Origin of the sequence: Microbacterium sp., assembly GCF_036823965.1 — a bacterium.
Lineage (GTDB): Bacteria > Actinomycetota > Actinomycetes > Actinomycetales > Microbacteriaceae > Microbacterium.
This window is the reverse complement of record NZ_DAITBE010000004.1, coordinates 125,400-138,229: the sequence shown is the minus strand read 5'-3', so window position 1 is coordinate 138,229 and position 12,830 is coordinate 125,400. Positions and strand designations below refer to the sequence as shown.

Annotated in this window: 16 protein-coding genes and 1 tRNA gene; 14 read left to right on the top strand and 3 right to left on the bottom strand. The window is 67.9% G+C overall.

What is annotated here, in order from left to right; genetic code table 11:
- Positions 1-8 precede the first annotated feature (8 nt).
- The 8 genes from V7Z82_RS08725 (at position 9) to V7Z82_RS08690 (ending at position 5,466) form a co-directional block, all read left to right on the top strand.
- Positions 9-81 (top strand) — tRNA-Trp (locus tag V7Z82_RS08725).
- A gap of 39 nt (positions 82-120) precedes the next feature.
- Positions 121-393 carry a preprotein translocase subunit SecE gene (gene secE / locus V7Z82_RS08720; protein ID WP_045278705.1) on the top strand — a complete coding sequence of 91 codons (273 nt, stop codon included), beginning with the start codon at positions 121-123 and terminating at the stop codon, positions 391-393.
- A 42-nt stretch (positions 394-435) separates the two neighbouring features.
- Positions 436-1,479, top strand: coding sequence for a transcription termination/antitermination protein NusG (nusG, locus tag V7Z82_RS08715; RefSeq protein WP_334150178.1), 1,044 nt, complete (start codon positions 436-438; stop codon positions 1,477-1,479).
- A gap of 375 nt (positions 1,480-1,854) precedes the next feature.
- On the top strand, positions 1,855-2,286 hold the full coding sequence (gene rplK, locus V7Z82_RS08710) for a 50S ribosomal protein L11 (protein WP_334150176.1): 432 nt from the start codon (positions 1,855-1,857) through the stop codon (positions 2,284-2,286).
- Positions 2,287-2,297: 11 nt separating this feature from the next.
- Complete coding sequence (rplA, locus tag V7Z82_RS08705; protein WP_334150174.1) at positions 2,298-2,984, top strand: 50S ribosomal protein L1; 687 nt, start codon at positions 2,298-2,300, stop codon at positions 2,982-2,984.
- A gap of 207 nt (positions 2,985-3,191) precedes the next feature.
- A complete protein-coding gene (locus tag V7Z82_RS08700) occupies positions 3,192-4,010 on the top strand; it encodes an amino acid ABC transporter substrate-binding protein (protein ID WP_334150172.1) in 819 nt (272 codons plus the stop codon).
- 3 nt (positions 4,011-4,013) lie between these two features.
- The gene (locus tag V7Z82_RS08695) at positions 4,014-4,679 is read left to right on the top strand and encodes an amino acid ABC transporter permease (RefSeq protein WP_045278701.1); all 666 of its coding nucleotides are present in this window, start codon (positions 4,014-4,016) and stop codon (positions 4,677-4,679) included.
- Entirely contained in the window at positions 4,666-5,466 is an 801-nt protein-coding gene (locus V7Z82_RS08690) for an amino acid ABC transporter ATP-binding protein (RefSeq protein ID WP_334150170.1), read from the top strand. The genes V7Z82_RS08695 and V7Z82_RS08690 overlap by 14 nt, the downstream gene beginning before the upstream one ends.
- 175 nt (positions 5,467-5,641) lie before the next feature.
- On the opposite strand, the gene V7Z82_RS08685 is transcribed toward V7Z82_RS08690, so the two are convergent.
- On the bottom strand, positions 5,642-6,304 hold the full coding sequence (locus tag V7Z82_RS08685) for a LysE/ArgO family amino acid transporter (RefSeq protein WP_334150168.1): 663 nt from the start codon (positions 6,302-6,304) through the stop codon (positions 5,642-5,644).
- A gap of 70 nt (positions 6,305-6,374) precedes the next feature.
- On the opposite strand from V7Z82_RS08685, the gene V7Z82_RS08680 reads away from it, so the two are divergent.
- Entirely contained in the window at positions 6,375-7,268 is an 894-nt protein-coding gene (locus tag V7Z82_RS08680) for an ArgP/LysG family DNA-binding transcriptional regulator (protein ID WP_334150166.1), read from the top strand.
- On the opposite strand, the gene V7Z82_RS08675 is transcribed toward V7Z82_RS08680, so the two are convergent.
- Both V7Z82_RS08675 and V7Z82_RS08670 read right to left on the bottom strand, forming a co-directional pair.
- On the bottom strand, positions 7,265-7,762 hold the full coding sequence (locus tag V7Z82_RS08675; RefSeq protein WP_334150164.1) for a MarR family winged helix-turn-helix transcriptional regulator: 498 nt from the start codon (positions 7,760-7,762) through the stop codon (positions 7,265-7,267). The genes V7Z82_RS08680 and V7Z82_RS08675 overlap by 4 nt on opposite strands.
- Positions 7,749-9,464, bottom strand: a complete 1,716-nt coding sequence (locus tag V7Z82_RS08670) for an MDR family MFS transporter (RefSeq protein WP_334150162.1) — start codon at positions 9,462-9,464, stop codon at positions 7,749-7,751. The genes V7Z82_RS08675 and V7Z82_RS08670 overlap by 14 nt, the downstream gene beginning before the upstream one ends.
- Before the next feature lie 283 nt (positions 9,465-9,747).
- Here V7Z82_RS08670 and V7Z82_RS08665 point away from each other — a divergent pair, with 283 nt between their 5' ends.
- The 5 genes from V7Z82_RS08665 to V7Z82_RS08645 are packed head-to-tail and all read left to right on the top strand — an operon-like array spanning position 9,748 to position 12,819.
- A complete protein-coding gene (locus V7Z82_RS08665) occupies positions 9,748-10,383 on the top strand; it encodes a SipW-dependent-type signal peptide-containing protein (protein ID WP_334150161.1) in 636 nt (211 codons plus the stop codon).
- A gap of 7 nt (positions 10,384-10,390) precedes the next feature.
- On the top strand, positions 10,391-11,008 hold the full coding sequence (locus tag V7Z82_RS08660) for a SipW-dependent-type signal peptide-containing protein (protein WP_334150159.1): 618 nt from the start codon (positions 10,391-10,393) through the stop codon (positions 11,006-11,008).
- A gap of 37 nt (positions 11,009-11,045) precedes the next feature.
- Complete coding sequence (locus V7Z82_RS08655) at positions 11,046-11,663, top strand: signal peptidase I (protein ID WP_334150157.1); 618 nt, start codon at positions 11,046-11,048, stop codon at positions 11,661-11,663.
- Positions 11,660-12,298, top strand: coding sequence for a hypothetical protein (locus tag V7Z82_RS08650; RefSeq protein ID WP_334150155.1), 639 nt, complete (start codon positions 11,660-11,662; stop codon positions 12,296-12,298). The genes V7Z82_RS08655 and V7Z82_RS08650 overlap by 4 nt, the downstream gene beginning before the upstream one ends.
- On the top strand, positions 12,298-12,819 hold the full coding sequence (locus V7Z82_RS08645) for a hypothetical protein (RefSeq protein ID WP_334150153.1): 522 nt from the start codon (positions 12,298-12,300) through the stop codon (positions 12,817-12,819). The genes V7Z82_RS08650 and V7Z82_RS08645 overlap by 1 nt, the downstream gene beginning before the upstream one ends.
- The last annotated feature ends 11 nt before the right edge of the window (positions 12,820-12,830 follow it).

Here is a 12,830-nt window from a genome sequence, read left to right as displayed (position 1 = left end):
CGGTCTCTAGGGCGGTAGCTCAATTGGCAGAGCAGCGGTCTCCAAAACCGCAGGTTGCAGGTTCGATTCCTGTCCGCCCTGCGCGTCAGCGTTCGCTGACACACGAAAGGTACATTCAGGATGGATCAGGAAGACCCGCGCGGCGAGGTCGTCGCAGTCGGCGCCACCCGTGAGAAGAAGCAGGGCTTCTTCGGCCGGTTCTTCGGGGGCATCGCCCTGTTCATCCGTCAGGTCATCTCCGAACTGCGCAAGGTCGTCACTCCGACTCGCAAGGAGCTGTTCAAGTTCACCGGTGTGGTGCTCGTCTTCGTTCTGATCGTCATGGGCATCGTCTACGGCTTGGACACTCTGTTCGCGTACGTGACGCACTGGGTATTCGGAATCCCAAGCTGATGACGCCCGCGGCCACGGCCGCAGCGAGGAGCAAGAAACAACGTGTCTGAACGATATTCCGACGATGCCGACTGGGCGACCGCGGCAGAGCAGTCGAGCGAGGAAGACGAGGCCCAGGAGGGCAACGTCCTCGCTGCAGAGGAGCTCTCGGTGACCTCGGCTGAGCACGTCGCCCTGCACGTCGAGGACGTGGATGGCGAAGAAGACGACACCGACCCCGATGGTGACATCGAGGTCGACGACCCGGAAGCGGATGCGATTGTGAACGACGCTCTCAACCTGGACGAAGCGGCTGAGTCTGAGGCCGCCGCTGAGGTCCTCAACGATGCAGTGGCCGAGGAGACGGCTGACCAGGAGGCCGCAGCGGCCGACGAGGTCACCCCCTACGACGGTCCCGACCTCGGTGCTGATGAAGAGCAGGGCGACGACGACTCCGCGGATGACGCGGACGACGACGCCGAGGAGGACCCGTACGAGGCCTTCCGTCTCGACCTGCGCATGCTGCCGGGTAAGTGGTACGTCATCCACTCCTACGCCGGCTTCGAGCGCAAGGTCAAGGCGAACATCGAGCAGCGCAAGTCGACGCTCGAGGTCGAGGACGAGATCTACCAGATCGAGGTCCCGATGGAGGACGTCGTCGAGATCAAGAACGGCCAGCGCAAGATGGTCACCCGTGTGCGCATCCCCGGCTACGTGCTGGTTCGCATGGAGCTCACGGAAGACACCTGGTCGGTCGTCCGCCACACGCCCGGTGTCACCGGCTTCGTGGGCAACGCCCACAACCCGACGCCGCTGCGCTTCGAAGAGGCCTTCAACATGCTGAAGTCGCTCGTCGAGGTCAAGGACATCCCGACCGCCAAGAACATCGCGTCGAAGGGCGGCGTCGCCGTCGCTCGTCCGCTGCCGGCAGAGGTCGACTTCGAGGTCGGCGAGACCATCACGATCAAGGAAGGCTCGTTCGCGGGTCTGCCCGGTTCGATCAGCGAGATCAAGCCGGAGAGCGGCAAGCTCACGGTCCTCGTCTCGCTCTTCGAGCGCGAGACCCCGGTCGAGCTGTCGTTCGACCAGGTCACCAAGATGGTCTGACCTCTGTCTTCCTGAACGGCCGCCTCCTTCCGGGGGGCGGCCGTTTCGCGTCCCCTGCCTTTGCCGAGCGGCCCCTTTGCGTGCGAGCGGCCCCTTTCCAGACGTTCGCAAAGGGGCCGCTCGCACGCAAAGGGCCGGGTCGGCGAGAAGGGGGCGCTGGTCGAGGCGGCGGCGGAACACGCGACGTGCTGGGATCGGGTAGACTTATGTGGTTTGTGCGACGCCCGTCATGGGTCCCTGAGCGTGTCGAAGGGTGCACAGACGACCACGGTCCGGAGATGCCGGACTCGTGGGAGAAACGGATGCTCGTCCTGAGCGAGGCGCGAAGCGCCGAGTCGAAGGCCTCCGGCATCCGGTTCGATGAAAGGAAAGAGAATGGCACCGAAGAAGAAGGTGACCGGCCTGATCAAGCTTCAGATCAAGGCTGGTGCAGCCAACCCGGCGCCGCCGATCGGCCCCGCGCTCGGTCAGCATGGCGTCAACATCATGGAGTTCTGCAAGGCGTACAACGCCGCGACCGAGTCGCAGCGCGGCAACGTCATCCCCGTCGAGATCACCGTCTACGAGGACCGCAGCTTCACGTTCATCCTGAAGACCCCGCCCGCAGCGGAGCTCATCAAGAAGGCCGCAGGCGTCGCCAAGGGCTCTGCGACCCCGCACACCACCAAGGTCGCGAAGATCACCAAGGAGCAGGTCCGCGAGATCGCTGAGACCAAGCAGGCTGACCTGAACGCCAACGACATCGAGGCCGCCTCGAAGATCATCGCCGGCACCGCCCGTTCCATGGGCATCACGGTCGAGGGCTGAGGAGAATAATCATGGCTAAGTCCAAGGCTTACAACGCTGCCGCCGAGAAGATCGAGGCAGACCGTTTCTACACCCCGTCCGAGGCAGTCGCCCTCGCGAAGGAGACCGGCTCGGCGAAGTTCGACTCGACCGTCGAGGTCGCGCTGAAGCTCGCCGTCGACCCCCGCAAGGCAGACCAGATGGTGCGCGGCACCGTCATCCTGCCCCACGGCACCGGTAAGACCGCCCGCGTCATCGTGTTCGCGACGGGTCCGGCCGCTGAGGCCGCGATCGCCGCTGGCGCCGACGAGGTCGGTGGCGCCGAGCTCATCCAGAAGGTCGCCGATGGCTGGACCAACTTCGATGCAGCCGTCTCCACCCCTGAGCTCATGGGCCAGGTCGGTCGCCTCGGAAAGGTTCTGGGTCCGCGTGGCCTGATGCCGAACCCGAAGACCGGTACCGTGACCCCGAACACGGCCAAGGCCGTCGAGGAGATCAAGGGCGGAAAGATCGAGTTCCGCGTCGACAAGCACGCCAACGTGCACTTCGTCGTCGGCAAGGCATCCTTCACCACCGAGCAGCTGAACGAGAACATCGACGCAGCGCTCGAGGAGATCGTCCGCCTCAAGCCGTCGAGCTCGAAGGGCCGTTACATCCAGAAGGGTGCGGTGTCGACCACGTTCGGCCCCGGCATCCCGCTGGACGTCAACGCCATCTGACGCGTCGACACGCTCAGCGACCCAGTCGCCGAGAAACGCCCCCGGGTCCACCCGGGGGCGTTTCTGCGTGCAGCTTCGGCCAGGCGAGCGGATGCCGAAACTCGGCGTCATGCGATGCGGAGTCCGCTGCCGCACCGCATACTGTGATGAGTCCAACAATCGCGCGCCACAGCACTCGCGCTCACTGCACCCCAGGAGGGTTCGCCCATGTCCCGTCGCTTCATCGCCGTCACGGCTCTCGTCCTCACCGCCGCAGCGCTCACCGCGTGCAGCGGAACCAGCGCCCCGGAGTCGACGAGTGGCGGCGACAGCTCGGCATCCTCCGGCTTGGGCCTCGTGAGCGACGGCACCCTCACGGTCGCGACCGAGGGCACCTACCGCCCGTTCAGCTTCCACGCCGACGGCGGCACGGGCGACCTGACCGGCTACGACGTCGAGATCATCCAGGCTGTCGCCGACAAGCTCGACCTCGAGGTGAAGTTCGAGGAGACCCAGTGGGACTCGATCTTCGCGGGTCTCGATGCCGGCCGCTTCGACGTGATCGCCAATCAGGTCAGCATCAACGACGAGCGTGAGGCCAAGTACCTCTTCAGCGAGCCGTACACCGTCTCGCCCGGTGTGATCGTCGTGGCCGAGGACGACGACTCGATCTCGTCGTTCGACGATCTCGCAGGCAAGACCACCGCCCAGTCGCTCACGAGCAACTGGTACGAGCTGGCCACCGACTCCGGCGCCACGGTCGAGGGCGTCGAGGGCTGGGCCCAGGCGGTCGAGCTGCTGCGCCAGGGTCGCGTCGATGCGACCGTGAACGACAAGCTCACCTTCCTCGACTACGAGAAGACCAACAGCCCGTCCGGTCTGAAGATCGCGGCCGAGACCGAGGACGCCGGCACGCAGGCGTTCGTGTTCACGAAGGACAAGACGGCGCTCGTCGAAGCGGTCGACAAGGCCCTCGACGAGCTGCGTGCCGATGGCACGCTCGCTGAGATCAGCGACAAGTACTTCGGCGAAGACGTCACGCAGTAGCACATGGAGAATCCCTGGCAGCTGTTCCTCGATTCGCTCGGGCCCATCGCGCTGGCCGGCGTGACGGTGACGGTGCCGCTCGCGCTCGTCTCGTTCGCCATCGGGCTCGTGATCGCGGTGGGTGTCGCGCTGATGCGCATCTCGGTGCAGCCGGTCGTGTCCGGCATCGCTCGGTTCTACATCTCGGTGATCCGCGGAACGCCGATGATCGTGCAGCTGTTCGTGATCTTCTACGGCCTCGGATCGATCGGACTCAAGATCGATCCCTGGCCGAGCGCGATCATCGCTCTGTCGTTGAACGTCGGCGGGTACGGGGCCGAGGTCGTGCGAGCAGCGATCCTGTCTGTGCCGAAGGGACAGTGGGAGGCCGCGTACACGGTCGGGATGAACCGCACGCGCACCCTCACTCGCGTCATCCTGCCGCAGGCCGCGCGGGTGTCGGTGCCGCCGCTGTCGAACACGTTCATCTCGCTCGTGAAGGACACTTCGCTCGCATCGCTGATCCTGGTGACCGAGCTGTTCAAGGTCGCCCAGCAGATCGCCTCTGCGACGCTCGAGTTCATGGTGCTCTATCTGGCCGCTGCGCTGGTCTACTGGGTGATCTGCCTGGTGCTGTCGTTCGGCCAGAGCGCGCTGGAGAGAAGGTTGGACCGCAATGTCGCGAACTGATCCTGGCGAGCCGTTGCTCACCGCCAGAGGACTGCGGAAGAGTTTCGGCGACAACGAGGTGCTCCGTGGCATCGACCTGACGCTGCATCGGGGCGAGGTGGTCGTGCTCATCGGTCCCAGCGGGTCCGGGAAGACGACGGTGCTGCGCGCGCTGAACGGACTCGAGACGCCCGACGCCGGCACCATCGTCGTCGACGGCGGTCCCGACATCGACTTCGCGGCTGCGGCGAAGACGCCGACTCGCCAGCGTGCGCAGACACGGCTGGCGCTGCGCGACCGCTCGGCGATGGTCTTCCAGCATCACAACCTGTTTCCGCACTTCACTGTGCTGGAGAACGTGATCGAGGGCCCGTGGCGCGTGCAGCGCCGTCCGAAGGACGAGGTGGTGGGCGAGGCGCTGGCGCTGCTCGAACGCGTCGGCCTGAGCGACAAGGCGGATGCTCGTCCGCACCAGCTGTCCGGCGGCCAGCAGCAGCGCGTCGGCATCGTCCGCGCGCTCGCACTGAAGCCGGACCTGCTGCTGTTCGACGAGCCGACCAGCGCGCTCGACCCCGAGCTCGTCGGTGACGTGCTCGTCGTCATCAAGGAGCTCGCCGACGAGGGGTGGACGATGGCCGTCGTCACGCACGAGCTGAGCTTCGCGCGCGAGGCCGCCGATCACGTGCTGTTCATGGACGGCGGCGTCGTGGTCGAGCAGGGAACTCCTGAGCAGGTCTTCACCGCCCCGAAGCATGAGCGGACGCAGCGCTTCCTCACGCGCATCCTCCGCCCGCTCGACGGGATCTGAGCGCCGGACCGCTCGCGGGGCAGCTCGGTCGTCGCGGTCGCAGTTCGTGCCGCATCATGCAGGCATGACGTCGTCGGGGCCGCAGTCGACGTCGCCTGCGACGTTTCGGGACGGCACCACCTGCGAGCGGAGCCGGTGGCGGAGGTCGCCGACCGTCTCGCGGATCACCAGGGGCTCAGCCGCCGAGCACCGGGAGCACGAGGCTCACCGCGATCGACACCATCACGACCGCGATCACCGCGTCGAGGATTCGCCAGGACAGTGGCGTGCGCAGCCAGCGGCCGAGGTAGCGCGCGCCGAAGCCGAGTGCGGTGAACCACAGGATGCTGGCGGCCACTGCTCCGGCGGCGAACAGCCAGCGCTCCTCGCCGTGCGTCGCCGCGATCGAGCCGAGCATCAGCACCGTGTCGAGGTAGACGTGCGGGTTCAACCAGGTCAGGGCGAGGACCGTGAGCAGCACCGGCGCCATGGGCGTGCGAGTGCGCGTCGTGGTGAGCGTGCCGCCGGATGCCACCGGCACCGACTCGTCGGCGCTGTCCACCTGCAGCGCGTCGCCGGTGCCGCGCCAGGCACGGCGCGCAGCCAGCAGTCCGTACACGAGCAGGAACACGGCGCCTGCCCATCGCGCGCCGACCACGAGCCACGGTGCTGCCGAGATGACGAAGCCGAGGCCGGCGACCCCGGCGAGGATCAGCACGGCATCCGAGACCGCGCAGACGATCACGACAGCGAGCACGTGCTCCCGGCGGATGCCCTGGCGGAGCACGAACACGTTCTGGGCGCCGATGGCGACGATCAGCGAGAGGCCGAGACCGAGGCCGGCGAGGACGATGAGCATGCGATCAGCCTACGAACACGTCAGCATCAACACCAGCGAGGATTCCTACCGAACCATTAGCATCGCTTACGTGAGAATCGATCCTGAACTGGCTGCCACCGTCGCTGCAGTCGCGGACGAAGGGACGCTGGATGCCGCCTCTCGCCGGCTGCGCATCACACCGTCCGCCGTGAGTCAGCGGCTCAAGACGCTCGAACAGCAGCTCGGCCGCATCCTGGTCGTGCGCTCGAAGCCGACGCGACTGACCGAGGCGGGGGAAGCGGTGGTGCGGCTCGCTCGGCAGATCGCTCTGCTCGAGCATGATGCGCTGGCCGGAGTCGGGCTGGATCCCGAGGGCGATGCCCGGCGGATCACGGTGCCGCTCGCCGTGAACGCCGACTCGATGGCGACCTGGTTCCTCGCTCCGCTTGCGCGGTTGTCGGCGCAGCACGACATCGACTTCGACCTGCACCGCGACGACCAGAACTTCACCGCTCGGCTGCTCGAGTCCGGCACCGTGATGGCGGCGGTCACGAGTGAGAACGTGCCGGTCGCCGGCTGCTCGGTGACTCCCCTCGGCGTGCTCGAATACGAGGCTGTCGCCGCGCCCGCGTTCGCGGCGCGGTGGTTCGCAGGCGGTGCGACGACGGCCGCGCTGGCGGCTGCGCCGTTCGTCGACTTCGACCGCCGGGACACGCTGCAGCACGAGTGGCTTCGCCGACGAGGGGTGGCGCAGCAGGGTGTGCCGCGGCACTACGTGCCGGCCTCGCACGACTACGCCCTCGCGGTCGAGCTCGGACTCGGCTGGGGGATGCTGCCGCTGCCGCAGGGATCGGACGGGCTGGTCCGGCTCGGCGGACCGACCCTGCGCGTCGCGCTGTTCTGGCAGCAGTGGAACCTGCGCTCCGACCTGCTCGACACGATCGCGGCGGAGGTCGCTGCGGAGGCTCGGGTCGTGCTGCAGCCGGGAGGACGCGTCGACTAGGCGGTCGGCTCCTGCTCGCCGGTACCCGGGTTCACGCCCGACGCGAGTGCGTGCAGCAGCCGGGTGAGGTTGCCGATGTCGGTGAGATTCCAGTCGTGCAGCGTGCTCATCAGCATCCCCTCCTGCGGGGCGCGGGCCGCCGCGAGCCGCTCGGAGCCGAGCGGGGTGAGGCGCAGCAGTGAGGAGCGGCCATCGCTGGGATCGGGAGTCCGCACGATGAGCCCGAGATCCTCGAGCTCGCGGACGGTGCGGCTGACCTGGCCTTTGTCCATCAGCATCCGCTCCGCCAGGGCCGAGGCCGTCACCTGCTCGCACCGCGCGATCGTGGTGAGCGCCTTGTACGCACCGGGAAGCATGCCTGGGCTGACGCGGTTCGCGTTCTCCATGATCAGCCGACGGAAGTGCGTGATCAGCTCGCTGAACTCCGCCTCGAGGGCGCGGACCGCAGCGGCCCGCGCCTCGGGGGACTCGGCCGGGCGCTCAGCCTCGGTCATCGGCGTCCCGGTCGCCGGATCGTCCTGAGACGACCGTGACCGTCCCCGTCGTCGCACCCGAGAGTGCGGTCGCATCCGCGATCGCGACATCGGCTGCCCCGTCGACAGCGCCGCCCTTCGCGGCGTCCGTCTTCGTGGCATCCGCGTGGGCCCGCTCGCTCGTGGTCATCGTGGTCAGCGGCTTGTTCGGCAGGAACAGGATCGCGACCAGGCTGATGACGGCCAGCGGGATGCCGATCAGGAAGGCGTGCGAGATCGCCTGGGCGTAGAAGTCCTCGATGATCGAGCGCACCGGTTCGGGGAGCAGGCGCACCTCGGGGAGCGTGCCGCTGGAGAGCTGCGCCGCGACCTCGGCGCCCTTGTCGCCGAGCTGGGCGATCGCCGTGCCGATGCGCTCCTTGCCGTCGGCGAACAGGGTCGTGAGGGAGTTCGCCAGGACGGCTCCCATGACCGAGACGCCGATCGTGCCGCCGAGACTGCGGAAGAAGGTGACACCGGAGCTCGAGACGCCCATCTCGCTCGGCTTGGCGACGTTCTGCACGATCAGCACGAGGTTCTGCATCGTCATGCCGACACCGGCTCCGGTGAGGAACATGTACAGCGAGACGAGTGCGAAGTTCGTGTCGTAGTGCAGCGTCGAGAGCATCGTGGAGCCGGCGATCAGCAGCACGGAGCCGAGGATCAGGTATCCCTTCCACTTTCCGAAGCGGGTGACGAGCTGGCCGACGACCATCGACGAGAGCAGGAGACCGGCCATCATCGGCAGCGTCATGAGGCCGGCTTCCGTCGGTGAGGCGCCGCGGGAGAGCTGCATGTACTGCGCGAGGTAGACCGAGGTGCCGAACATCGCGACACCGATCGAGATCGAGGCGATCACCGAGAGGGTGAAGGTGCGGCCCTTGAAGAGCGAGAGCGGGATGAGCGGCTCGCGCACCCTGTTCTCGACGATGATGAACGCGATGGCGGCGATGATCGAGCCGCCCACCATCAGCACGGTCTCGGTGCTCCACCACTCGAAGGTGGATCCGGCGTTCGTGATCCAGATGAGGATCAGCGAGACGGCGGCGGAGAGCAGCACGATGCCCGTGTAGTCGATCGATGCCTTGCGCGTGCGATCGGTGCTGATATGCAGCGTCTTCTGCAGGATGATCAGCGCCGCGACGGCGAAGGGGAGGGCGACGAAGAAGTTCCAGCGCCAGTTGGCGACGTCGGTGATCCAGCCGCCGAGCAGCGGGCCGCCGACGGTCGCGACGGCCATGACGGCGCCGAAGAGGCCCATGTACCGGCCACGCTCGCGCGGGCTGATGATGTCGGCCATGATGACCTGGCTGAGCGCGGCGAGGCCGCCGCCGCCGATGCCCTGGAGCGCGCGGAAGGCGATCAGCGTGTTGGTGTCCTGCGCGAATCCGGCGGCAGCTGTCGCGCCGACGAAGATGACGATCGCGAGCTGGATGAGCAGCTTGCGGTTGAACAGGTCTGCGAGCTTGCCCCAGATCGGCGTCGAGATCGCCGTGGTCAGCAGCGTGGCCGTGATGACCCAGGTGTACGCGGCCTGGTCGCCGCCGAGGTCGTGCACGATGACGGGCATCGAGGTCGAGACGACCGTCGTCGCGATCATCGAGACGAACATGCCGAGCAGCAGCCCGGTGAGGGCTTCGAGCACCTGGCGGTGCGTCATCTTGACTGGTGAGTCCGTGGTCATGACAGACCTTTCGTGTGGCGAGGAGCAGTGGTGCCGCGACAGCTCTGGCGCGCACGAGATGGTTGAACTTCGTCAACCATACGCCTGTGGTTGACATGCGTCAACCATCTCTGTGATGAGGTTGTGATCGGTTGCGCGCAATGAGTGCGGGTCCTGCGCGAATTCGCCTTGTCGCCTGGGATTTGTCTGGGGAGGATTGAGTACGGCTGTACACGCAGGTCTCTGAGGGGCGACCGGTCCCACGCGTTCGCACGGTCTCCGGATTCCTGAGGGGGAATGGTTCATGTCGAAGAAAGAGAATCAGCGCAAGGTCCTGGCGGTGCTCGCGGGAGGACTCGTGCTCGGCGTCGGCGTCGCAGCCACGCTCGCCGCGTGGAACGACTCGGAGTTCGCGACCGGTACGTTCACGTCCGGCTCGTTCAACCTGCAGGGCTCCACCGCGGGTGACGTCGCCGCGAGCTACAGCGATCACAACGTCGACACCGGTGGCACTGCGGCGACGCTCGCCTTCACGCTCCCCGCAGGGCTCGTCGGCAACATGTCGCCCGGCGATTCGGTGTACGCCGGGTTCTGGGTGCGCCTTGCGGCCGGCACGACCACCGGCGCGAACCTCGTGGCGAACGGGACGACCGCGGACGCCGCTGCCACGTCGAACTCCGGCCACCTGTCGTACCAGGTGTACCAGCTCGCTCCGGGGGCGACCTGCAACGCTGCATCTGCGATCGGCACCCCGGTCGCGACGGGTGCGACGCTCGACGCCCAGACCGGTGTGACCACCGTTGCCCTGACCAAGGGCGCGGACGCCGCGACCGCCGGCACGGCCGTGCAGCTCTGCTTCAAGGTCACCGGGGATGCGACGCTCAAGCAGGGCACCGCGACGACGGCGACCTGGAAGTTCACGGCCACGTCGACGAACTGAGCCGGCCATGAGAACCCGCAGAAGCGTGCGGGAGGCGAAGCGATTGCGCTCCCGCCGGATTCGCGCGGTGCTCGCCGGCGGACTCGTGTTCGGCATCGGCGTGACGGCGACCCTCGCCGCCTGGAACGACTCCGAGTACGCGACGGCGACGTTCCAGGCCGGGCGGTTCGACATCGTCGGGGCGACCGACGGCGCGACCTTCACGAGTCACGCGACGACGGGGACCGCGGCGTCGTTGAGTTTCGTCCTCGCGCCGACGGCGATGGCGCCTGGCACCACGACGTACGCGCTCTTCAGCGTGAAGACGGCGAACCCGTCGGTCGCCGGCACGGTGCAGCTGACCGCCGGCACACCCGGCGGCACGGGCCTCGCGACGCATCTCACCTACGGGGTCCGCACGATCGCCGGAACGACCTGCAACGCGACGACGTACCCGGCCGGCACTGCGGTGGTCGCCGACGGCTCGGCGCTGACCGCGAACGGAGCCGCGACGCAGGCGGTCACGGCGAACGGCGGTGCGCAGGTGAACTACTGCATCGCCGTGACGCTGCCGACGACGGCGGTGAACGCTGCACAGGGGCTCACGATGACGCAGACCTGGCAGTTCGTGGGGACGTCGTCCTAGGCGATCGGATGCCACGGAGTCGAGCACGGAGAGACGGATGAACGCACCGGTGACCAGACGCAGTCTGCGCGAGCAGCCTGCCGTCGTCGCGCTCGGCGTCGCGGCGGTCGCCGCCGAGCCGCGTCCGAAGCGCGCGCGGTCAGGCGGCGTCGTCGCCGACGTGCTGCTGTGGATCGCAGCGATCGGCGGCGTCGTGTGCATGCTGCTGGTGATCCTGGCCTTCACGGCGCACATCACCCTGATCATGTTCAGCACCGGGTCGATGTCACCGACCATCCCGGCGGGTTCCGTCGCCGTGGTGCAGCGCATCGACGCAGCGCAGATCGCCGTCGGTGACGTCGTGACGGTCGATCGGGAGGGCGAGCTCCCGGTGACCCACCGGGTGACCTCGGTCGCGGACGGCGCAACCGCGACCGAGCGGGTGATCACGCTGCGCGGAGACGCGAACGCGACGGATGACGCCTTCCCGTATGCCGTCTCATCGGTGCGCATCGTGCTGTTCTCGATCCCGGGTATCGCGACGATGGTCGCGGGGATGAGCAATCCGGTCATCCTCGGCGGTCTCACGCTGGCAGCCACCGCGCTCGTGGTCTGGGCGTTCTGGCCTCGCTCGCCCGGAGGATCGCGGGGCCGACGAACCAGCGGTGCGACATGAGACGGCGTCTCATCGCGCCGATCGCCGCACTCGCCGCCGCCGGCGCGCTGCTCGTGCCGGCGACGGCGTCGGCTGCGCCCACGACTCAGGTGGTCCAGGGCGAGGTGCTGCGGCTGGTCTCGGTCGCGGACTGGGACGCGGCCTCCAGCCTGCGTCCCGGTGCTCCGGTGCGATGGGACGTCGCGATCAGCGCAGACGCTCCCGACCCCGGCATCGTGAGCATCGGCGTGAGCGCGACCGGTTCTGCGCCGTTGCTCCTCGACGTCTCGCTCTGCGCACGCGCATGGGAGGCCGCTGGATGCCCTGGTGGTGCGACGGTGCTGCGGGCGAACTGGAACCTCCCACGCGACGGCGCTGAGGTGCAGCTCGCCGAGATCGCCGACGACGAGACGGCGCACGTCCGTCTCGCGATCACGCTCGGCGAGGACGGGGCCGGCGGCAGCACCGAGGTGCGCGTCCACGCGCGAGGTGCGGGAGAGACCGCGGTCGTCGGGCCGGGCGGCGGGTTGGCGACGACGGGGGTGCCGCCGACAGTGCCGTGGGTGTTCGGCGCCGGTGCGGCGCTGCTCCTGGCCGGCTCGATGCTGCTGAGCATCCGTCGTCGTGCTGCGCGTGAGTCGGAGAGTGCCGAGTGATGGCGCCCTGGAAGCGGAGGATGCTGGCGGGGGTCGCGGGACTCGCGGCGCTGACGGGCGTCGCCGTCCTGCCGTCCGCGCAGCTGACGGAAGCTCGATTCACGGACAGCGAGCACACCTCGGCATCGTTCCAGGCCACGACGCTGCTGACCCCGAGCATCACCGCGTGCACCATCCAGAACCTGAGCGTCATCGGGATCGGTCTGGTGTTCCAGAGCGTCACTCTCACCTGGACGTCGACGTACCCGCCGGCGGACATCCTTCTCACCGCGACATCAGGGACGACCACCGGTACCGTGCCGGCGGCCTCCATCACCTCGAGCGGACCGGTCGGAGGCGTGTACACGTATTCTGCGACCCTCAGTCAGGCGCTGCTCACGAGCCTCGTCTCGAACCTCCTCGGCAGCACGACGACCTTGACCGTCACGAACGTCCTCCCCGGGACGGCATGGACGTCACTTGGGGCCACGAGAAGGCTCGCGATCGGGCTCCTCGGCCTCGGCGCGACCTGCACGGTCTGACCTGCGGCGCG

What these genes read in the sequence shown, in the direction of transcription:
- V7Z82_RS08700 (WP_334150172.1), top strand. Translation starts at nt 3,192, where the DNA reads ATGTCCCGTCGCTTCATCGCCGTCACGGCTCTCGTCCTCACCGCCGCA.
- V7Z82_RS08685 (WP_334150168.1), bottom strand. Translation starts at nt 6,304, where the DNA reads ATGCTCATCGTCCTCGCCGGCCTCGGTCTCGGCCTCTCGCTGATCGTC.
- V7Z82_RS08650 (WP_334150155.1), top strand. Translation starts at nt 11,660, where the DNA reads ATGAGACGGCGTCTCATCGCGCCGATCGCCGCACTCGCCGCCGCCGGC.
- rplK (WP_334150176.1), top strand. Translation starts at nt 1,855, where the DNA reads ATGGCACCGAAGAAGAAGGTGACCGGCCTGATCAAGCTTCAGATCAAG.
- V7Z82_RS08670 (WP_334150162.1), bottom strand. Translation starts at nt 9,464, where the DNA reads ATGACCACGGACTCACCAGTCAAGATGACGCACCGCCAGGTGCTCGAA.
- V7Z82_RS08690 (WP_334150170.1), top strand. Translation starts at nt 4,666, where the DNA reads ATGTCGCGAACTGATCCTGGCGAGCCGTTGCTCACCGCCAGAGGACTG.
- V7Z82_RS08695 (WP_045278701.1), top strand. Translation starts at nt 4,014, where the DNA reads ATGGAGAATCCCTGGCAGCTGTTCCTCGATTCGCTCGGGCCCATCGCG.
- V7Z82_RS08675 (WP_334150164.1), bottom strand. Translation starts at nt 7,762, where the DNA reads ATGACCGAGGCTGAGCGCCCGGCCGAGTCCCCCGAGGCGCGGGCCGCT.
- rplA (WP_334150174.1), top strand. Translation starts at nt 2,298, where the DNA reads ATGGCTAAGTCCAAGGCTTACAACGCTGCCGCCGAGAAGATCGAGGCA.
- V7Z82_RS08655 (WP_334150157.1), top strand. Translation starts at nt 11,046, where the DNA reads ATGAACGCACCGGTGACCAGACGCAGTCTGCGCGAGCAGCCTGCCGTC.
- V7Z82_RS08645 (WP_334150153.1), top strand. Translation starts at nt 12,298, where the DNA reads ATGGCGCCCTGGAAGCGGAGGATGCTGGCGGGGGTCGCGGGACTCGCG.
- secE (WP_045278705.1), top strand. Translation starts at nt 121, where the DNA reads ATGGATCAGGAAGACCCGCGCGGCGAGGTCGTCGCAGTCGGCGCCACC.
- V7Z82_RS08665 (WP_334150161.1), top strand. Translation starts at nt 9,748, where the DNA reads ATGTCGAAGAAAGAGAATCAGCGCAAGGTCCTGGCGGTGCTCGCGGGA.
- V7Z82_RS08660 (WP_334150159.1), top strand. Translation starts at nt 10,391, where the DNA reads ATGAGAACCCGCAGAAGCGTGCGGGAGGCGAAGCGATTGCGCTCCCGC.